The organism is Streptomyces sp. NPDC037126, from assembly GCF_055605965.1.
The window spans coordinates 192,979-211,878 of the sequence record NZ_JBVJTD010000014.1; the positions used below are offsets into that span (position 1 = coordinate 192,979).

Consider the following 18,900-nt stretch of genomic DNA (forward strand, 5'->3'; position numbering starts at 1 on the left):
CCCCCTGCCTGCGCGCCACGGGATCCGGTCCCCTGGCTTGGCCCCACTCTCAGCGTAGTCGCGCCGGGGTGGCGCGTCAGCCTCGTGCGCCGCCGTACAAGGCCGCGCCTCGTGCGCCGCCGTATACGGCCGCCGCCCGGCCGTGCACGGGTACGGTGCCCGCCGGGTACGGCTCGTCATGGGCCCCCGGGGTCACGTCCGTTCGGCGGCGAGTACGTCCTCCGGGCGCAGGGCGCGGCCGACCAGGGCGTGCGCGGTGTCGATCAGGCGCCGGTGGTGGCGGACGGCGTAGGCGCGCAGGGCCGCGCGGGCCGCGGACGGGCCGAGACGGCCGGTCTCGGCGTGTCGACGGCCGCCTTGGCGGCGAGGGCGGCCTGGACCCGGCTGGTGACGTCGGTCGCCCGCAGCGGCTCGGGGCTCCAGTTGATCAGGGCGACGGCCGTGACGTCGGCGAGCGCCTGGGCCAGCTCCACGTCCAGCGCCGGCAGCCCGCCCGGTCGGCGCGCGAGGAGGTTCACGCGCCCACGGTCTGCTGGTGCACCCGCAGCGGCAGACCGTGCAGGGAGCGGTAGCCGCGCCCGAGCGCGTACGGCGCCACCGCGGGCCAGCGGTCCGTGCTGAGCCCCAGATCGGGCACGTCGACGCGGCGGCCCTCGCGGAAGCTGTCCGGGCAGGGTCCCTCGTCGGCCTGGAGCTGGACGAACTCCATCAGGGCGGCGTCGTCCTCGGTGACGGCCAGCGGGCGCAGGTCGCCCCGGGCGGACACCCCCGGAACGCCGACCCCGTCGGCACCGGTGACGCGGACGCAGTGCCGCGCGAGGCGCTCGACGAGCACCACGGGGTCGATGTCGTCGGCGAGGGAATCGGCCAGGCCGACGAGCGCCTCCGCGAGTTGCTGTTCACGGCCCATCACCGATCACCGTCCCTTCCTTCGTCACCGCGGTCATGTCCGTCCTCGCCCACGTCGGCCCCGCCCTGCCCGGCGGGACGCCCCCTCCCGCCGTCGCCACCGGCGTCCCCGCCACCCGGTGCCGGTTCCGGTTCCGGCTCGAAGCGGAGCCTGCGGGTCAGTACGTCCCGGGACACCTGGCTGACCGTGCGGCCGTCGGCGTAGGCGCGGGCCCGCAGCCGGTCGAGGGCCTGTTCGGGGTCCACCTCCAGCAGCACCATCACCATGCCGACCGCCTGGTAGACCTCGGTGTGGTCGGACTCCGAGGCCGCCATCCAGGAAGCCACCCCGTCGTCGTCCGTGTCGTCCGCGGCACCGCCCTGCTCGACGGTCTGGCTCATCAGCGCGTAGGTGACCGCGTCTCGTACCCACAGCGCCGTCCGCAGATCCGGCTCAGCGAGCCCTCCCGTACCTTCGCTGTACAGGTCGAGGGTGCCGATGGCGGCGCCGTTGACACCGAGGGGCAGGGAGAAGACCGCGCGGACGCCGAGCCCCACCGCCTCGATCGCGAAGATCGGCCAGCGGCGGGCGTCGCGGCCCTGGGTGAGGTCGGCCGCGATGACGGGGGCACCATGGTCGAGCGCGGTCTGGCAGGGACCGTCCCCCACCGTGTACTGCAGCTCGGCGAGCCGGGAGGCGACCCGGTCACTGGCGCACCAGGTGACGCGGACGCCCTTGCCGCCGGAGATCGACACCGAGGCGCCGGTGGCCGGCAGCAGCCGTACGCACGCCTCGCACAGGGCGGCCGGGACGCCCTGCGGATCCTCCGCGCCCCGCGCGGCCGCGGCCAGCATCTCGCTCACCCGCAGGCGCGCCTCGGCGTCGGGCGGCACACCACCACCGTCCGACGGCCTGGGCTCCTCGGGCGGCACGGTCATCACCCCCGGCCACTCGCGCGATCAGCAGACATGATCCACCAGTATCCCGTCCGGCCCGTCCAAGCACCGCTGAAACGGTCCGCGTGCCGGGTTCCCCGCCAGGGGAAAGCAATCGCACGGACCACCGGACCGCAAAGACGCCCACGCCCGACGGTCGCCGGACCACCCGTGCAGGCCCGGTGCCGGGGGGGACCGGAGAGGCCGGCCGGCACCGTGGCCGCGTTCGCGGCGACCCTCGCGGAGACCCCCGGGCAGGCCGACACGGATTGACCCGCGCCGGTGGTGCTCCGGGCCCCGCGTCCAGGTGTCGCTCCTGACCCGGAGGCGGGGCAGGTATCGCGCATGTCCGCCGGGGACCCGACTCCCCACAGCAGGCGCTACACGAGGGAAGCGGCCCGGACGGACCGGGAGACCCCGGACTCCATGCCCGAGGCCGGCCTGGAGACGTTCTACCCGCCCTGCACGGGCGCCGGGACCCGCGGCTGAACCCACCGCGAACGCCCCTGCGGGACCCGGTTCAGTCCTCCCGCTTGATCCACTCGCTGCCGCCCAGCGGGTAGTCGTAGCCCGGGCGGGCCACGTCGGCGCTGGTGCGGAACGGGGTGCCGCCGTCATCGATGTGGACGGTGCCGCGGCGGCTCCCGCTGGACCAGTCCAGGGTGAGGTCCCAGCGGACGTCGTGGGCCTTGCTGTGGGCGGTGACGTAGAAGACCTCCGGGTCGGACTCGCTGACCTTGTACGGGAAGTCGCGCTGGCCGTTCTTGACGGTGATCGCGGGACTGCCGTTGTCGAGGTCGATGTCGAACGACTTGGTCTCGACGTTGCCGCCGCAGCCGACGCCCATCGCGTAGTCGTTCCAGGCGAGCGGCGCGTCCTTGGTCAGGAAGCGCACGTGCAGCGCCTCCAGTACGACGGTGTCGCGGCCGGTGCCCTGGACGGTGAGGGCGATCTCCTGGTCTCCCGAGGACACCGCCCCGTACGCGGCCGCCCAGCGCGGCGCGTCCTGCTCGCCCGCCGGCGGCCCCACCTGCTGGGGTTCGCTGTCGACCAGGAAGTGCTGGCTGCACGGGTTGTCGTACACGAAGGGACGGGTGGCGACGGTCAGCGGGTCGGCACCGGTGGCGCTGCCGTCGGTGCCCTGGGCCCCGTTCGAGGTGCGGGAGCCGGTGCTCCCGGACTCGGTGGCGGTGGCGGAGGCCGACGGGGACGGCTTGTGCCGCTTCGCGCTCGGGGACGGGGTGACGGAGGGCTTGCCGGTGTCCGTCGCCCGGGTGGTCGTGGCGGCGCCGGCCGCCCTCCGGTCGCCGGTGTCCTTCCCGCCGCCCGGCGGACGCACGCTGAACACGACGGCTCCCAGTACGGCGACGACCGCGGCGGCGATCAGCACGGCACGGCGGCGGCGCGGCGGCGCGGGCGCGCGCGGCACGTCGACGACGACCGGCTCGCCGTCCTCGCCCTGCCCCGGGCCGGGACCGCCCGGACCGGCCGTCCCCGTCGCATCGGCCGTATCCGCCGTACCAGCCGTACCAGCCGTACCAGCCGTACCAGTTGTATCTGCAGCAGAGGTGTCGGACGCGCCGGTTGCCCCGCCCGTGTCGGCCGAACCGGCTCCCCGCGCCGAACCCGCCGCCGCGACCTGCTCCGCCCTGCTCCCCCGTGCGGCGTCCGCCAGGATCCAGCGCCGGTGCAGCTCCACCAGCTCGTCCGGCGTCGCCCGGCAGACCCGCGCGAGGCGCTCCACCGGCGCGTACTCGAGGGGCACCGCCGTTCCGTTGCAGTAGCGGTGCAGCGTCGACGTACTCATGTGCAGCCGCTTGGCGAGCGCCCCGTAGCTCAGTCCCGAGCGGTCCTTGAGCTCCCGCAGCAGCCGCGCGAAGGCCTCCGTCCCGCCGGCCCCTGTTGCCCCTGGCACCCGTTCCCCCATCCCCTCGTGTTCCAGTCACGCGTTCCAGGGCCACCGAATTCCGCCTGGTCAGAGCGGGTTTTGTTGTCCCGTCGTCCCCAACTGCCCGCCGGGCATGGCGGTTGGGACAGAACGCCTCACAAGCTTCGGTCATCCAATCACCACCCCGTTAACGAACACCGAAGGGGCACGGCCAATGTCCAACCTCCGCACCTCCCGCACCCGTCTCGCCGCCGCGGCCGCGACCGTCGTCCTCGCCGCGCTCTCGCTGACCGCGTGCGACGACGGCACGGGCGTCCACAGCGAGGGCGCCGCGGCGTCCGTCCCGCAGGGCGCGCACTCCTCGGCCGGCGCTCCACAGTCCGGCTCGGGCTCCCGTACCTCCCCGGAGGCCAGGCCCGAGACCGCCACCACCCGGCCCGCGGCGCACACTCCCGCGTCGAAGGCGCCCGTCTCCTCCGGCAAGCCGGTCACCTGCGAGGGTTCCAACACCAGGACGGTCGCGGCCCCGCTGAACCGACCCGTGAACCACATGCTGCTCACGGTGACCAACACGGGCAGCAGGACCTGCTTCCTCTACGGTTACCCGGCCGTCCGCTTCGGCGAGGCCCAGGCCGTGCCGCCGGTGATCGAGGCCTCGCAGCCGCAGGCGGTCGTCACGCTCCGGCCGGGCGAGTCCGGCTACGCGTCGGTGAACCTGTCCGCCACCGACGGCAGCGCCGCCCACGGCCACACCGTGAAGTCCCTGGCCGTCTACTTCCAGGGCCGCTCCGGCAGCGAGAGCGTCGGTGCGGGCGCCCACCCGTCGCTGCCCGCCAAGGGCGTCTACGTCGACGACTCGCTCAAGGTCACGTACTGGCAGCAGTCGATGGACGACGCCGTCACCTGGTGACGCCTGCGCGCCCGTTCGAGGGCCCGGGCTCCCGACCCGGGCCTCGGCCATGGGGGTACCGCGCCGCCCCGCCGGGAGACCGGGTCGCCTGCGGCGCGGGTGCGCCTGGATCGGTCCCGGACGTCAGTCGAGCATCCGGCCGGCGGGCATCCGGCCGTCACGCATCCGGCTGTCGCGCATCCGACCGTCGCGCATCCAGTCGTCGAACATCCGGCCGTCGGCGTCTCGCCGCGGCCGGAAACCGGCGGCGCCAGGATCACGGTGCCGCTCGACGCGGTCATCGAGGTCGACGGGTGGTCGAGGGGCCGCACACCGGGGCGCAGGACCTGCGCGGGAAGGTCCCGCGGCGTTCCGGCCCGGGCGGGCCGAAGATCCGGATCTCCCGGAGCATGGGGTTCGGGCATGGGGTTCGGGTGGCGGGGGAACCGCCACGCCCGGCGCTGAGACTCCTGCCCCGCGCCAGAGCCTCGGCGGAGGCTAGGCCGCCTTGGAGTGGCTCGCGCGTGCGTCCGGGAAGGGCTCCTGGGCGTCCTCGGGGAGGAAGGTGTCGTCCTCCCCGAAGTCGGGGGCCTGGAAGGGGTTGGTCGCCGGAGGCGGTGATGCCGCCGTGGAGCGGCGGGGTTGCCCTTCCAGGGCGGAGAACAGCGCTGTCGTGTCGATGGGAGGACTCTCTTTCGTTACAGGTCCCCAAGGGGACCCGGGTGTGCCGTGACCGGGCACAACGGTCCTACAACTTGGTCATCTTGGCGTACGGGCTCAAGATCCGCATCTGCGCGGAGCCGAAGTCCACGAGCGCGGCGATTCCGTCCTCGATGCCGATGACGCGGCCGAGGCCGTACACGTCGTGTGTCACCTGGTCGCCGACGGCGAAGTGCTTGGGAGCCGGTGTGACCGGGGCCTTGAAGGGGCTGGTGGGCAGATGACGCTTCGGCGCAGCGGGCTTAGTCATGGTTCAGTATGGGCCCACGCGCATCCCGTTCGCTGTGGCCATGGGCACAGATCCACAACGCTGCAACCGCTTCGTGCCACTGACCTGGGGTTTCAGGACGAGGCAGGAACAAAACCGGACCGCGGGTCTGCGGCATCCGCCAAAGTCTTCGCGGGGCGCGATGAGTTCCGGACCCGCCGCCGGTACGTATCCGCGGAGCCGCACCAGGCTCCCGGTGCGCCGCAGACCGCGGCGATCCGCACCAGGACGACGAAGCGAGGGAAACCTTGACCGCGCACCAGACCCACTCGGCGGACGAGTCCGCCGTCCTCGATGTGCTCAAGGGCGTCTACGCCGCATGGGACGCGCACGACGCGGACGCGTTCGTGACCGACTACACCGAGGACGCCAGCGCGATCCTGCCCGGGTCCTACCGGAAGTCCCGCGACGAGATCCGCGCGAGCATGGAGGCCGGCTTCAGCGGCTTCCTCAAGGGCTCGACCACCACGAACAAGGTGCTGGACATCCGCTTCCTCGACGACGACGCCGCCATCGTCGTCAGCGAGACGAACATCCTCTTCCCCGGCGAGACCGAGGCACCGGACGACCGCCTCGCGATCGCGACCTGGGTACTCACCCGCAGGAACGGCAGGTGGCTCCTCGCCGCCTACCAGAACTCCCCCGCCACCCCGCCCACGGCCTGACACCCCCCCCCCCCCCCGCCGATGCACGCGTACCTCATGCCGGGCAGCCGGCGCCGAGCACCGGGCCCCCAAGGGCCCAGCAGGGTCCCCAGGCCATGAAAACGCCCCTGAGCCGCGCCGTCCGCGCAGCTCAGGGGCATGTTCGCGAGAACTACTTCTTCTTGCCCTGGGTTTCGACCGCCCGTTTTTCGACGCTGATCAGCGGGCTGGGCACCCGGCTGACCTGCGGGTGAGCGGTTGTTGGCGGTCGTTGTCTGTCGTTGTTTGTTGACCTCGGAGGTTCCAGAGAGGTTCCGGCTCCGCCCCAGCGAGGGCCGTCCGCCGACCGCTCAGGCATCGCTCTGGGCTACCCGGTATACCTCGTACTGAGTCCAGGCGCGTTCGAGCGCCTCGGTAGCCGCCTCGATGGCGCCGCGCTCTTCAAGGTAGTCAAGCTGGCCCTGCCTTCCCTTGCGTGAGGGCCAGTCTGGATCAGCGGAGACATCCCGAGCGAGATCCCCGATGGCGTTGTGCTGATCGACATGAGTCTTCAACCACGCGGTGAAACTTTTCGGCTTGGGCATGTCCGCATCCTTCCGCCGCCCCATCGGAACTAACCCAATGGCTGGCGTTCACTTATCGGCCAGCGTCGGGCTAGTCGGGAGATCCCGACTCCGGCTGAGTTCCCGGCCGCATGTCGCGTCGCTTGTCGCCTGGCTTGTCGCTTGTCTTGTCTTGTCGCTTGTCGGCTCGCAGGTCAGACGTGGTTTTCGCCCCCATGGCGCGCATGAGGGGCGGCCATGTCCTGAGGGCGACAAGCGACAAGACAAGCGGGCGCCGGCAGCGCAGGGCGACGGCCGTCGCGAGGGAAGAGCAAGAAGGACCGCCCTTCGGGCGGGCGCTCTTCGGGCGCCCACTCGCCACGGGAGCTCCCGCACGCGGGCGCCTACTGGGTAGTGGGTAGTGGGGCCCCAGTAGAAACACCCCAGTAGAAGCCCTGTGGGGCGCTACTGGGGTGTCCTACTGGGTAGTGGGGTGCTGCGCCCCACTACCCAGTAGCACCGCACGGAGGGGCATTCACGGGCGTCGGGCCCGGCCGCCCACATGCCGTCTGGCGCCCTGACGGCCGCTCGCTGCGGCCTACTGTCTACTGCCTACTGCCAAGGTTGCCAGTAGGCAGTAGAGACGTCTCACAGGCCGGTAGCGGGCCCCGGAACGGTCATCTCGACTTGCCACTAGGCAGTAGCCAGTAGAGCCGCCAGGCCACCCGACATCCGTGCACGGTCCCCTCGCACACCTGCGGGAGGCAGTCCAGGGGCGGCGGCATCGAGCACCCCCGCCTTGGAAAGCGTCCGGCGGCACCACGACCGCCCTGCACATCCAAGAAGAGCACGGCGCCGCCCGGGGTGCTCCTCTTGCTTATACAGGCGCCTATACCTGCCGGGGACGGCCCCCCTGGACTGCCGCCTCACAGGCCTTCCAACGGGCAGACGGCACGCGTGGGCGCCGCCGACGGGCCTCCTCCGCACAGTGGGGCGCACCACGGCTTTTCAGGAGGCGGCCGGATGCGGCCGCGCCCCCCTCTGAAAAGCCGCCCTCCCCATCTCTCTCCTAGAGATGTAAGGAAAACAGCGTCCGCAGCGTCCGCCGGTGCATCTACACCCGCCCTGACCTGCATGTTTCCTGCGGACGCTAAACAATTTGTTTAGCGTCCGCCAGCGTCCGCAGCGTCCGGTCACCCCGAGTTACTAGGAGCAGGTTTCCGCAGGTCAAGGAGGCTCTTAGTAGGGGGCGGGTTGCGGACGCTGCGGACGCTGAACCCTCCGGAACGGCGAAGAGACCACCCCGCCGCCGCGCCGGGTGGTCTCTTTGTTCCTCCGGCGAGGCGCCGGGTAGAGGGGGTTCCTTACCTCGGTGGCGGGCCGGGTAGCGCCCGCGCCCTCCGACCTGCGGGTAAGGCCGGTAAAGCGGGTTCTGCCGCAGGGGCGCAACGGCCGTCGGACCCCCACGGCGCCGCCGCGCGAGCGCAGCGAGCTGCCAAGGGTCGTGCGGCCGTGGCCGCTCCTAACAGCTCACTGTGGGAGAAAGCCAGGAGCCGACTGCCCTAGATCACGCAGATGGGCAAGGTAGTTCTGAGCGGCAGGCTCCGTCGCGTAGCTTCGCCTCATCTCTGCCGCCAGTTCGCGGCTTGTCATGATGAGTGACGGCACCGATCGGCGCTCTCCTTCGAGGGCCCGTTCTCCCATGATGAGGGCTTGTTCGAGGTCGCCCTCCCGCGCGGCCGTCACGCCCAAGGTGACCCGCGCTTCCGCGTTACGCATGGGCGATCGCTCCGTGCCGTCGAAGTCCGTGCCTGTGCGCAGAACCTCCTCAGCGAGCGTGCGTGCCAACTTGTCCTCGCCCACCAGGCGGTAGCAGTCCATCGCGTAGAAGTCGAACTTTGCCGGGTCTACCACGAAGTGGTTGTCCAGGTTCTCGGGGTGCGGCATTGCTTCGAGCAGGTTGCGGCCCCGATCGAGCGCGACCTCAACCCGTCGGCGGTCTCCGAGTCGGGCCCACGCCTTGGCTTCCTGTCCGGCGAGCTGAACGGCTACGCCCTGGTGGGCGGCAACCTCGGTTCCGGCCTGCGCTGCGGCGATAACCCCTCGATAGTCGCCAGTCGTGAGAGCGAACCAGGCTCGCATCTCGTGGGCCCAACCGGCGACTTCGGCATGCTCAGACTCAGTCGCCAACGAGAGCGCGGCCCGACGCGTCGACTCGGCAGCGTGCCGGTCGCCCATGTCGTACTCGACGCACCCCACAAGGAGGGCGAGCCATCCGGAGAGCGCCAGCACTTCGCGGTGCTGCGAGAGAGTGAGGCTCTTCGAGTGCAGCTCAACGACCCGACGGAGCCACTGGCGCCCTTCGATGAGGAGCTGTGCGCTCGGCATGTACGGGTACTCCGAGCACAGCCGATCGGTCGTGATTCGTAGCGCGTCAAGCGTGGCCGTATCGACGTCGGACCGATTGAGGCGACTCACGATTTCCAGCGTCTCCATACCGCTCACGGCCAGGATCTCCTTGCCCCCGTCGCGGCGCGCCGGCGCGGGGAAGAGGGCGTGCGTCACGGTGCCGAAGACCGCCGCGATAAGCGGCCGGTAGAACTCGTTGGGGATCTGTCCAGACTCCCACCGCTTCCACTGCCGGATCAGGCTTTCATCGGCCGGAAGCTCTTCCTGAGCGTGCGCTCGAAGCGCCTTTACTGCGTCCCGCTGAGACCAGTCACGCGCAGCCCGCTCAGCCGCGATGCGCTGCGCCCATGCAGGCCTGCCGTCGCTCATACGCTCCTCCTCCGAGTGCTTACCTGCCGAGTCTCGCGCTTCGCCCCCGGGGACAGGGAAGGGGACAGCTAAGGGACAGTGGACATGTCCCCAGCTCTCCCGTCTGCCCCCTCGGTGTCACTTACCGGACGCACTCCGTTCCCCGCATGCTGGTTGCAGATCAAGCACCACTCGCGGTGGCGCGCTTTTCGAGCGCTTCCACCCGTTCAGCCAACGTCTGAATCAGGGAGCGGATTTCATTGATCTCGGCCCGCACGTCGTCATGCGGAACGGTCCCGTCACCAACGAAGTTACCGAGGTTGCCGGCCGACACAATGAGCCCTTCAGCCCTGAGCGTGGCCAACCCGTTCTGGATGGTCTGGCTCGCGAACCCGAAGCGCTCGATCAGCTCCCGTTGTGAGGGGAGTTTGTCACCAGGCTTCATCCGCTTGACTTCCTCGCGCAGCGCGTCGGCGACCTGCACCGCCTTGGGCTTGGGCCCTCCTGTGACAGTCATGCCCTGAGCGTACCCACCACAGCGAACTAGTGCACACCACTCCATAGGGGTTGTGCACCACAGCAGACTAGTGCAAGCTAGTTAGCAAGCGGTCTCGGAACCACTCGGGAATTCCGCGAAAACGCCCTGGCCAACGCCAGGAAAAGCAAGGAGCGGCCTCCACCGCCAAGCAGATAGCCGCTCCCTGACCCTCGAAGGGGTATATCCATGATGCCTGCAACTCTCATGTCCGGTCTTCCGGCGCTGCCCGGCCGTCGCGTGAACGTCTTCGGTGAGCCGGACGAAGAGGAGTTCGTTCGGGTCGCGGTCCCGGTCGTGGCGCACCTGTCGTTCGCCGACATGCTCGGACTGCTGATGGAGTCGGGCGGTCTCGTGTACGAGGAGCTGGACGACGACCAGGCCGTTCGGGACGCGCTGAACTTCGCGATCCTGGCCACCGACGTAGTCATGTTCGAGGACCAGGCGGCCAACGCCCTGGCGGCCCTGCACGGCCGTGGGAACCGGGCCACCGTGAAGTGGGCCCGCGCTCTGGCCGCCGCGATCACCCGCGTGTACGGGGTCGCGGCGTGACGAACACGACGGACGCGCTGTACGCGCAGGTCGCTCCGAGCGCGGCGCCGGTCTTCTCCCTCACGGAGATGGACCGGCGCCCCGCCGGGGAGGACTTCCCCACCATCCCGGTCATGGGTCTGGAACTGACGGTCACGGAAGCCGCCGCCGCGCTCTTCGAGACGGCCGCCGACGAACTCGCCGTTCCGGTGCCCGACACGGACACCCTGTACGACGCGCTCAACGGCGCCGTGCGCACGCTCGGTCCGGCCGGGATCGCGGGCATCACGCCCACATTCGAAGACCTGCCCGCCGGGGAGTTTCCCGAGGTGGCCGACTGCCGCAGGTTCGCCTACCGGCTGGCCTTGTCGTTCTGGTACGAGGGCGCCCGTGCCCGCCCGATGACGGCCGGGGAAGTCGGCGTGGCCATCTACCTCTCCAGCCTGGACCGGTACCGCGTGGCGGAGTTCCGGGAACTCCCGCGCCGCAAGCTGATGGTGGCCCGTGCCATCCACGAGGGTGTGACGGCCGTGCCGACCGACACCCTGATCCGTCTCGGTGCCGTCATGTCCGGTGAGTTCGGCCGGACCGCCGACCGCGACCGGGACCGTGAGTGGCTGTACAAGCAGGCTCTGCCGGACTACCACCGCCGCCGGTTCGCGTTCGACCTGGTGCGCTGGGACCGCAGCCAGCCCGCGCCGCTGATCGTGCGTCCGGATGCCGGGGGCTACCTGGTCGGTCTGACGCCGCCCGCCGCGCCTGATGGCCTGTGGCTGCGGTCGGCCCGGACGGAGTGGTGAGCGTGGGCGTTCACCCGATCAACTCCGCCAAGCGGCGCGTGCGCAAGGAACAGCTCGCGCGCCGCCACGGGCAGCACTGCGCCTACTGCCGCCGCCCGTTCCCGGACCTGGCTCAGGCCACCCTCGATCACATCGCGCCCAAGTCGCTGTGGTGGACGTGGTCGGTCACCTCACTGATGCTGGCGTGCCGCGACTGCAACCGGGCCAAGGCCGACCGGTTCCCGCTCTCGCTCGCGCTGTGCCTGCTGCGGTGGGCCGACCCGACTCGGCCGACCGTCGACCCGGCCGTCTGGCCCCTGCTGGCCCGACTCGCCCACGCCAACCGGTCGACCTTTGAGGCGGTTTGGGCGCCCGACTCGATCAACCGTCGATCGACCCCTGACCTGCGTGACGAGTCGGGTCACGCCCGGCGTCACGGCTCGGTGCGGTCGGCCCGACCGGTCTGCCGTGCGGTCGTGCGCCGTGCGTCGATCCGACCCGACTGCCTGCGCGCGCCCCGCCCGGTGCGGACGTGCGCGGGCCCGACTGGAGAGGCGGTGTTCGCGTGAACGCTGTGAACGGCAGCGTGAACGGATCGGCCCCGCGCGTGAACGGGTCGACCCGACCCGTGAGCCCGATGAACGGTCCCGTGAACGAGACCCCCGGTGGCGTGAACACCCCACGCAAGGCCGTGAACACCCGGCGCGGGTCGGCCGCGGGCACGGGTGACGACGGAAAGCCGCCGCCGGCCGCCGCTCGGATCGTGGCCATGGCGCGTGAGGACTACCGGTTCGTCATGTCCACCGACGGCCGCCCCTACGCAGTCGCTCTCAACGGCCCGAACATCGGGCTCCCGCTGCGAGGCAAAGCGGGGTTGCGGCAGCGTCTCGCCCGCCAGTTCGCCGACGCCTACCCCGGAGAGGTCGCCTCACAGTCCGCGCTCGCCGACGCCATGACGGTCCTGGAAGGCGTCGCCGAAGACGACGACCCGGTGGCCGTGAATCTGCGGGTGGGCCGCGACCCGTCCGGCGCGATCGTGGTCGATCTCGGCAGTGCCGACGGCCGCGCGGTCGTGGTCTCCGGGATCGGCTGGCAGGTGGTCGACCGGGCCCCGGTACTCTTCCGCCGCTCTGGAGCGATGGCCCCTATGCCCGAGCCCGTGTTGGACGGTGACGGCCTGGCCAAGCTGCATGCGCTGTTGAACATGGATGAGTCCGCGTTCCATCAGCTCGTTGCCTGGCTCATCGCCGCGTGGATCCCGGACATCCCACACCCGGCGCTGGTCTGCAAGGGCGAGCAGGGCACGGGAAAGTCCAAGGCCGCACAGATGTTCATCAACCTCATCGACCCGTCACCGGCCGCCAAGCGCAGCCAGCCACGGGACGAAAAGGCGTGGTCCCGGCAGGCGTTCAGCTCATGGGCGCTGTGCCTGGACAACATCAGCACGATCCCGCCGTGGCTGTCGGACACCCTGTGCAAGGCCGTGACCGGTGACGGTGTGGTCGACCGGGCCCTGTACACCGACGACGACGTCGTGGTGCTCACCTTCAAGCGGGTGCTCGCCATGACCACGATCGACGCCGGGGCGCTCGCGGGGGACCTGGCCGAACGCGTCCTCATGCTCGACTTGCAGCTCATCGACGCCACCCGGCGCCGGTCCGAAGAGGAGCTGGACACCACGTTCGACGTGGTCCGCCCGGCCGTGCTGGGGGCCCTGTTCGACGTGCTGGCGTGCGCGCTCGCCGTGCTGCCCTCGGTCCGGCTGGAGTCCATGCCGCGCATGGCGGACTTCGCCCGCGTGCTGGCGGCAGTCGACCAGACTCAGGGCTGGAACACCTTGGGCGACTACCTGGCCACGTCGGCGAACGTCGCCGTTGACGCGATGGAGGGCGACGCGTTCGCGCTGGCCATCGCACACCTAGTCGACCAGGTAGGTACCTGGCAGGGCACCGCCGGGCAGTTGCTCGAAGTGCTGGCCGTGCCGTTGGTGAGGCCGAAGAACTGGCCCGTGGACGCCACCCGCGCGAGCGGGCGCGTCAAGAGGCTCGCCCCGCTGCTGCGGTCCATCGGGATCACCGTGGACGACACGCAGCGTAGCCGGGACCGGGAGCGACACCGGCTCCTCACGCTCTCCCGCGCACCCGCCGAAGAGGAGTCAGCGTCCGCACCCGAACAGGCCTCTCTGTGGCGAGAGACCGGCCCGCCACGGGAGCGTGATACCTGGCCTGAACAGGGATGACGTAGCCGGAAGACCATCCGGGCCGGGCCGCGCACCAGCGGCCCGGACACGTCGAACGTGCGGACGCTACCGCCCTCCAGCGTCCGCAGTGTCCGCACTAGCGTCCGCAACCCTCACCCCAACTGAACTGCGCCAATCTGCCGTTGCGGACGCTAGGACGCTGCGGACGCTGAAATACACCAACTCTCTAGAACGGCGACCGGCACCACTCCCCCGCACCGCCCCCACGGACACGAGGAGTCATCAACCGCATGGCCACCGAAGAGCCGACCGACCCGCGCACCCTCCTGCGCAGTGGTCTCCCGGACCGCTACCTGACCCCCGAAGACCTGGTCACCATGTTCAGCCTCCCGAGCGTCGAGACGGTCTACGCCTGGCGGCGCAAGCGCATCGGCCCGCCTGGCTTCCGCGTCGGCCGCTACCTCCGCTTCAACCCGGCCGCCGTACAGGCGTGGGAGGCAGACCGGACCGCACTCGAAGACGCGGCGTGAACCGCTGCTAGACCTAGCACCCGCCCCTGCTAGGTCTAGCAACCCCACTAGCGGCTCATTCCTCCTCTGGCCTGCGATCTAGCGTCTAGCGGCCCGTCCGTCAGCACCCCCGAAACCGGCCCGGACGGACGGGGGAGGCAGTACCCGTCTCGCTGGGGAGGCGGGGAGAACTCCCCACCCGCCTCCCCACCCCGCATCCCCCGCACTGATCAGCGCAAAGACCCGTTCGGGGAGGCGGGGAGGCACCGCCGTCACCGCCACCGAACCGCCCTCTACGAGCCCTTCGGGATCCCTGCCCCAGCCTCCCCACCGCACCCGGTCGATGCGGCGCGAGACAGGGACGCACGGCCCGCCGGCCAAGGGAGGCAGGGAGAACTCCCTGCCCCCCTCCCTGACCCGCCTCCCTCCACCTGATCAGCACAGATGGCCCCTCAGGGAGGCAGGGAGGCACGCCCCCAGCACCCCCGAAAACCTCCTCAGGAAGGCACCCGACACCCCCTGTCTCCGCCTCCCTGAACCCCCGCCGGGGCCTGCTACCGGTAGGAACCCCACCCGCTACCGGTAGCAACCCCGCTAGCACCCCAAACCCCACGTGATCAGGCCTTAAGCAAGTAGCAGGCCTGGCCCAGCACACCCCGAAACCGGCCCGACGGGACCCGCCCTTCCTCGCCGCGCCCTACTACCGAGAAGGGACTCAGCCCACATGGCTGGCCACATCTTCGACCGCTGGATCAAGACCACCACCGACGCCGACGGCAAGGCCGTCCGCGTCAAGACCGACCGTTACGGCACGGGGATGCGCTACCAAGCGCGCTACCTCACGCCCGACGGCAAGCGGAAGAACAAGTCCTTCCCCGACGGACAGAAACGCCTCGCTGAGCAGTGGCTGAGCACCATGCAAGCGGACGTGGCCCGCGGCGACTTCATCGACCCGAACGCGTCCCGTACGACGTTCCAGGAGTTCGCGGAGAAGTGGCTCGCGAGCCAGAGCGGCGACCCCAACACTCGCGCGTCGATGGAGTCTCAGCTCAAGCTGCACGCCTTCCCCCGCATCGGGTCGCGTCAGCTCGGGTCGTTCCAGCCGAGCCACATCCGCGAGTTCGTGACCCAGCTCGAAGAGACCGGCATGTCCGGCTCGTACGCCCGCGTCATCTTCTCCAACGTCCGCTCCGTGCTCTCCGCCGCTGTGGAGGACGGATGCCTACGCCGGAACCCCTGCAACTCGCACACGGTGACCCCGCCGGCCATCGGTGCGCGCCGTGTCGTCCCCTGGGAGCCTGAGCGCGTCTTCGCCATGCGCGCGGCCATGGTCGAACGCTTCCGGCCCATGGTCGACGTCGGTGCAGGGTGCGGTCTGCGCCAAGGCGAGATCCTCGGTCTGTCCGTCGATGACATCGACTTCGACAACGGCACCGTGCACGTGGTGCAGCAACTGAAGTTGAGCCTGAGCAAGGCAGTGTTCGCGCCCCCGAAGGGCGGCAAGCTCCGTGACGTACCGCTGCCCGACCCCGTGGCAGAGGCCCTACAGGCGCACATCAAGCGGTTCCCGCCTGTGGAGATCAAGCTCCCGTGGATGCGAGCGAACGGCCAGCCGGTGACCCGGCGCCTCATCTTCTCGGGCCCCAACGGTGGGCACGTCTGGCGCACGTCGCTGAACGAAGACCACTGGAAGCCCGCGCTCGCCAAGGCCGGGGTCATCCCCAAGGCCAAGAGCCGCGAGCACGCCGCCGCGCGCGAGCACGGCATGCACGCGCTCCGGCACTTCTACGCGTCCGTGCTCTTGGACGCCGGGGAGAGTATCAAGGCCCTCGCGGAATACCTCGGGCACTCCGATCCGGGGCTGACGCTGAAGGTTTACGCGCACCTCATGCCGAGCAGCCGGGACCGCGCCCGGAAGGCTCTCGGGCGAGCGCTCCGACCGCAGGGCCCCACGGGCTGAGGTTCCAGGGAGGTTCCAGCACATGAAAATGCCTCCCATCCGCGCCGTTCGCGCAGGTGGGAGGCATGATCACGTTCTCTACTTCTTCTTGCCCTGGTTCTTGACCGCCTCGATGGCTGCTGCGGCCGCCTCGGGGTCGAGGTACCTGCCGCCGGGGGTGACCGGCTTGAAGTCGGCGTCGAGCTCGTAGTACAGCGGGATGCCCGTCGGGATGTTCAGGCCCGCGATGTCGGCGTCGGAGATGCCGTCGAGGTGCTTGACGAGGGCGCGCAGCGAGTTGCCGTGGGCCGCGACCAGGACCGTGCGGCCGGCCAGGAGGTCGGGGACGATGCCGTCGTACCAGTAGGGGAGCATCCGGACGACGACGTCCTTCAGGCACTCCGTGTCCGGGCGCAGCTCCGGCGGGATGGAGGCGTAGCGGGCGTCGTGCGCCTGGGAGAACTCGGAGTCCTCCGGGAGCGGCGGCGGCGGGGTGTCGTAGGAGCGGCGCCAGAGCATGAACTGCTCCTCGCCGAACTCGGCCAGCGTCGCCGCCTTGTCCTTGCCCTGGAGGGCGCCGTAGTGGCGCTCGTTCAGGCGCCAGCTGCGGTGGACCGGGATCCAGTGGCGGTCGGCGGCCTCCAGGCCCAGCTGCGCGGTACGGATCGCGCGCTTCTGGAGGGACGTGTGGACCACGTCGGGCAGCAGGCCGGCGTCCTTGAGCAGCTCACCGCCGCGGACCGCCTCCTTCTCGCCCTTCTCGTTCAGGTTGACGTCCACCCAGCCGGTGAACAGGTTCTTCGCGTTCCACTCGCTCTCGCCGTGGCGGAGGAGGATCAGCTTGTACGGTGCGTCGGCCATGGTTCAGAGCGTAATCGACGCCTCCGGGACATCGCCCGGCCCGACCGGTGGGTGGACCGTTGACGGCATCTGTTAATCCGGTGGCCCCTGCCAGACCCTCTCTGTAAGTTGTGCTTACCGCTTGAGCGGCTTACGGCGCCCCTACCGGGGGCGCCCGTCACCTGGGGGTCCTGTCATGTCCGCCGCCCGTCTCAGACGTGCTGCCCGGGAAACCGTCTCCGGGCTCCCCCGTGAGTTCTGGTGGCTGTGGACCAGCACCCTTGTCAACCGGCTCGGCGCGTTCGTGGCCACCTTCATGGCCCTCTACCTCACGCTCGACCGGGGCTACTCCGCCTCGTACGCCGGTCTCGTCGCCTCGCTGCACGGGCTCGGCGGTGTCGTCTCCTCGCTGGGCGGCGGGGTGATGGCCGACCGGCTGGGACGGCGGCCGACCCTGCTCGTCGCCCAGTCGGCGACCGCCGCCTCCGTGGCGCTGCTCGGGTTCATGACCGACCCGGTCGCCATCGCCGGTGTCGCCTTCCTCGTCGGCATGGCCTCCAACGCCTCCCGGCCGGCCGTGCAGGCGATGATGGCCGACATCGTCCGGCCCGAGGACCGGGTGCGGGCCTTCTCGCTCAACTACTGGGCGATCAACCTCGGGTTCGCGGTGTCCTCCACGGCCGCCGGGTTCATCGCCGAGTACAGCTACCGCGCCGGGTTCCTGATCGAGGCCGGGATGACGGCCCTGTGCGCGGCCGTGGTGTTCCTGAAGCTGCCCGAGTCGCGGCCCGCGGCCTCGGCGAAGCACGCGGACGGCGACGTCGGCCTCGGCACGGTGCTGCGCGACGGGCGGTACATGGCCGTCGTCGGGCTGTCCTTCCTCGTCGCGCTGGTCTTCCAGCAGGGCTCGGTCGGGCTGCCGGTGGCCATGGGGCGGGCCGGGTTCTCGCCCGCCGACTACGGCATGGCCGTCGCCGTCAACGGCGTCCTGATCGTCGCCCTGCAGATCCCGGTCACCCGGTTCATCGAGCACCGCGACCCGCGCACCCTGCTGGTCGTCTCGTCCGTCCTCGCTGGCTACGGCTTCGGGCTCACCGCCTTCGCCGGTTCGGTGGGCGCCTTCATGGTCACGGTGTGCGTGTGGACCCTCGCCGAGATCGTCAACGCGCCGACCCAGACCGGGCTCGTCGTCCGGCTCTCGCCGGTGCACGGGCGCGGGCGCTACCAGGGCGTGTACACCCTGTCGTGGTCGTTGGCCGCCCTGGTCGCGCCGCTGATGTCGGGCGCGGTCATCGACCGGTTCGGCGCCCGGTGGCTGTGGATGATGTGCGCCGCCGTGGGCACGGTCGCGGGGCTCGGGTACGCGGTGCTCATGCGCCGCCTCCCGCCGGAGCGCACGGCGCCGGCCGCGGCGCCGGCGGAGGCCGGGGCGGAGCTCAGTACCGCCTGACGGGGGATGTGCCGCGCGTCACAACCAGCCGTGTCACATCCCGCCGGGCCGTCCCGTCGTAGAGGTGTAAGCAGCGGCTACCACACAGGAGCAGACCATGGACGCTCGGCTGAACCTCCACACCAACCCCGTCGTCGGCAAGATGCTCAAGCACTTCAACGCGGCGGGCAAGGTGATCTCGGACTCCACGCTGCCCGCCGCCACGCAGGAACTGGTGAAGATCCGCGCCAGTCAGATCAACGGGTGCGCCTTCTGCACCGACATGCACACCAAGGACGCCACGGCCGCCGGCGAGACCGCCACCCGGCTGAACCTGGTCGCGACCTGGCGGGAGGCCACGGTGTTCACCGACGCCGAACGGGCCGCGCTGGAGGTGGCGGAGCAGGGCACGCGGATCGCGGACGCGGCGGGCGGGGTGTCGGACGAGGCCTGGGCGAACGCCGCCAAGCACTACGACGATGACCAGCTCGCCGCCCTGGTGGCCCTCATCGCCCTGATCAACGCCTACAACCGGGCGAACGTCATCGTCCAGCAGCCCGCCGGCGACTACGTGCCGGGCATGTTCGGCTGACCCGCGGCGGCGGG

Annotated in this window: 20 protein-coding genes; 11 read left to right on the plus strand and 9 right to left on the minus strand. The window is 70.6% G+C overall.

Annotated elements, in window-relative coordinates; genetic code table 11:
- Nucleotides 1-263: 263 nt before the first annotated feature.
- The 3 genes from ACZ7FF_RS28175 to ACZ7FF_RS28185 are packed head-to-tail and all read right to left on the minus strand — an operon-like array spanning nucleotide 264 to nucleotide 1,827.
- On the minus strand, nucleotides 264-518 hold the full coding sequence (locus tag ACZ7FF_RS28175) for a hypothetical protein (RefSeq protein ID WP_470815398.1): 255 nt from the start codon (nucleotides 516-518) through the stop codon (nucleotides 264-266).
- Nucleotides 515-910, minus strand: a complete 396-nt coding sequence (locus ACZ7FF_RS28180; protein ID WP_470815400.1) for a GAF domain-containing protein — start codon at nucleotides 908-910, stop codon at nucleotides 515-517. Before ACZ7FF_RS28180 ends, ACZ7FF_RS28175 begins: the two co-directional genes overlap by 4 nt.
- Nucleotides 910-1,827: a GAF and ANTAR domain-containing protein gene (locus ACZ7FF_RS28185; RefSeq protein ID WP_470815402.1), complete on the minus strand. Its 918-nt coding sequence runs from the start codon at nucleotides 1,825-1,827 to the stop codon at nucleotides 910-912. Before ACZ7FF_RS28185 ends, ACZ7FF_RS28180 begins: the two co-directional genes overlap by 1 nt.
- Nucleotides 1,828-2,169: 342 nt before the next feature.
- Here ACZ7FF_RS28185 and ACZ7FF_RS28190 point away from each other — a divergent pair, with 342 nt between their 5' ends.
- Nucleotides 2,170-2,313 (plus strand): hypothetical protein, encoded by a 144-nt coding sequence (locus tag ACZ7FF_RS28190; RefSeq protein ID WP_470815404.1) that lies wholly within the window; start codon nucleotides 2,170-2,172, stop codon nucleotides 2,311-2,313.
- 31 nt (nucleotides 2,314-2,344) lie between these two features.
- On the opposite strand, the gene ACZ7FF_RS28195 is transcribed toward ACZ7FF_RS28190, so the two are convergent.
- The gene (locus ACZ7FF_RS28195) at nucleotides 2,345-3,739 is read right to left on the minus strand and encodes a helix-turn-helix domain-containing protein (protein WP_470815406.1); all 1,395 of its coding nucleotides are present in this window, start codon (nucleotides 3,737-3,739) and stop codon (nucleotides 2,345-2,347) included.
- A 187-nt stretch (nucleotides 3,740-3,926) separates the two neighbouring features.
- Between ACZ7FF_RS28195 and ACZ7FF_RS28200 the strand changes: the two genes are divergently transcribed.
- Nucleotides 3,927-4,622, plus strand: coding sequence for a DUF4232 domain-containing protein (locus ACZ7FF_RS28200; protein ID WP_470815408.1), 696 nt, complete (start codon nucleotides 3,927-3,929; stop codon nucleotides 4,620-4,622).
- 727 nt (nucleotides 4,623-5,349) lie between these two features.
- On the opposite strand, the gene ACZ7FF_RS28205 is transcribed toward ACZ7FF_RS28200, so the two are convergent.
- Entirely contained in the window at nucleotides 5,350-5,571 is a 222-nt protein-coding gene (locus ACZ7FF_RS28205; RefSeq protein WP_067316111.1) for a hypothetical protein, read from the minus strand.
- A gap of 266 nt (nucleotides 5,572-5,837) precedes the next feature.
- Between ACZ7FF_RS28205 and ACZ7FF_RS28210 the strand changes: the two genes are divergently transcribed.
- Complete coding sequence (locus tag ACZ7FF_RS28210; RefSeq protein ID WP_470815410.1) at nucleotides 5,838-6,254, plus strand: SgcJ/EcaC family oxidoreductase; 417 nt, start codon at nucleotides 5,838-5,840, stop codon at nucleotides 6,252-6,254.
- Between the two features lie 329 nt (nucleotides 6,255-6,583).
- On the opposite strand, the gene ACZ7FF_RS28215 is transcribed toward ACZ7FF_RS28210, so the two are convergent.
- The 3 genes from ACZ7FF_RS28215 to ACZ7FF_RS28225 form a co-directional block, all read right to left on the minus strand.
- A complete protein-coding gene (locus tag ACZ7FF_RS28215) occupies nucleotides 6,584-6,817 on the minus strand; it encodes a YozE family protein (protein ID WP_470815412.1) in 234 nt (77 codons plus the stop codon).
- 1,488 nt (nucleotides 6,818-8,305) lie between these two features.
- Nucleotides 8,306-9,553: an XRE family transcriptional regulator gene (locus ACZ7FF_RS28220; protein ID WP_470815414.1), complete on the minus strand. Its 1,248-nt coding sequence runs from the start codon at nucleotides 9,551-9,553 to the stop codon at nucleotides 8,306-8,308.
- Between the two features lie 160 nt (nucleotides 9,554-9,713).
- Complete coding sequence (locus ACZ7FF_RS28225) at nucleotides 9,714-10,049, minus strand: GntR family transcriptional regulator (protein ID WP_470815416.1); 336 nt, start codon at nucleotides 10,047-10,049, stop codon at nucleotides 9,714-9,716.
- 207 nt (nucleotides 10,050-10,256) lie between these two features.
- Here ACZ7FF_RS28225 and ACZ7FF_RS28230 point away from each other — a divergent pair, with 207 nt between their 5' ends.
- The 6 genes from ACZ7FF_RS28230 (at nucleotide 10,257) to ACZ7FF_RS28255 (ending at nucleotide 16,046) form a co-directional block, all read left to right on the plus strand.
- Entirely contained in the window at nucleotides 10,257-10,619 is a 363-nt protein-coding gene (locus ACZ7FF_RS28230; RefSeq protein ID WP_470815417.1) for a hypothetical protein, read from the plus strand.
- Nucleotides 10,616-11,398: a hypothetical protein gene (locus ACZ7FF_RS28235; RefSeq protein ID WP_470815419.1), complete on the plus strand. Its 783-nt coding sequence runs from the start codon at nucleotides 10,616-10,618 to the stop codon at nucleotides 11,396-11,398. The genes ACZ7FF_RS28230 and ACZ7FF_RS28235 overlap by 4 nt, the downstream gene beginning before the upstream one ends.
- A 2-nt stretch (nucleotides 11,399-11,400) precedes the next feature.
- Nucleotides 11,401-11,946: an HNH endonuclease gene (locus tag ACZ7FF_RS28240; protein ID WP_470815420.1), complete on the plus strand. Its 546-nt coding sequence runs from the start codon at nucleotides 11,401-11,403 to the stop codon at nucleotides 11,944-11,946.
- Nucleotides 11,947-12,026: 80 nt separating this feature from the next.
- Nucleotides 12,027-13,616 (plus strand): ATP-binding protein, encoded by a 1,590-nt coding sequence (locus tag ACZ7FF_RS28245; protein ID WP_470815422.1) that lies wholly within the window; start codon nucleotides 12,027-12,029, stop codon nucleotides 13,614-13,616.
- A gap of 251 nt (nucleotides 13,617-13,867) precedes the next feature.
- Nucleotides 13,868-14,107: a helix-turn-helix transcriptional regulator gene (locus tag ACZ7FF_RS28250; RefSeq protein WP_470815424.1), complete on the plus strand. Its 240-nt coding sequence runs from the start codon at nucleotides 13,868-13,870 to the stop codon at nucleotides 14,105-14,107.
- A 703-nt stretch (nucleotides 14,108-14,810) separates the two neighbouring features.
- Complete coding sequence (locus ACZ7FF_RS28255) at nucleotides 14,811-16,046, plus strand: tyrosine-type recombinase/integrase (RefSeq protein ID WP_470815426.1); 1,236 nt, start codon at nucleotides 14,811-14,813, stop codon at nucleotides 16,044-16,046.
- Nucleotides 16,047-16,124: 78 nt separating this feature from the next.
- Here the strand turns inward: ACZ7FF_RS28255 and ACZ7FF_RS28260 are convergent, their stop codons facing one another.
- Entirely contained in the window at nucleotides 16,125-16,886 is a 762-nt protein-coding gene (locus ACZ7FF_RS28260) for a phosphoglyceromutase (RefSeq protein WP_470815428.1), read from the minus strand.
- 175 nt (nucleotides 16,887-17,061) lie between these two features.
- Between ACZ7FF_RS28260 and ACZ7FF_RS28265 the strand changes: the two genes are divergently transcribed.
- Together ACZ7FF_RS28265 and ACZ7FF_RS28270 are read left to right on the plus strand one after the other, a co-directional pair.
- Nucleotides 17,062-18,315: an MDR family MFS transporter gene (locus ACZ7FF_RS28265; protein ID WP_470815430.1), complete on the plus strand. Its 1,254-nt coding sequence runs from the start codon at nucleotides 17,062-17,064 to the stop codon at nucleotides 18,313-18,315.
- Nucleotides 18,316-18,412: 97 nt separating this feature from the next.
- The gene (locus tag ACZ7FF_RS28270) at nucleotides 18,413-18,886 is read left to right on the plus strand and encodes a carboxymuconolactone decarboxylase family protein (protein ID WP_470815432.1); all 474 of its coding nucleotides are present in this window, start codon (nucleotides 18,413-18,415) and stop codon (nucleotides 18,884-18,886) included.
- Nucleotides 18,887-18,900 lie beyond the last annotated feature (14 nt).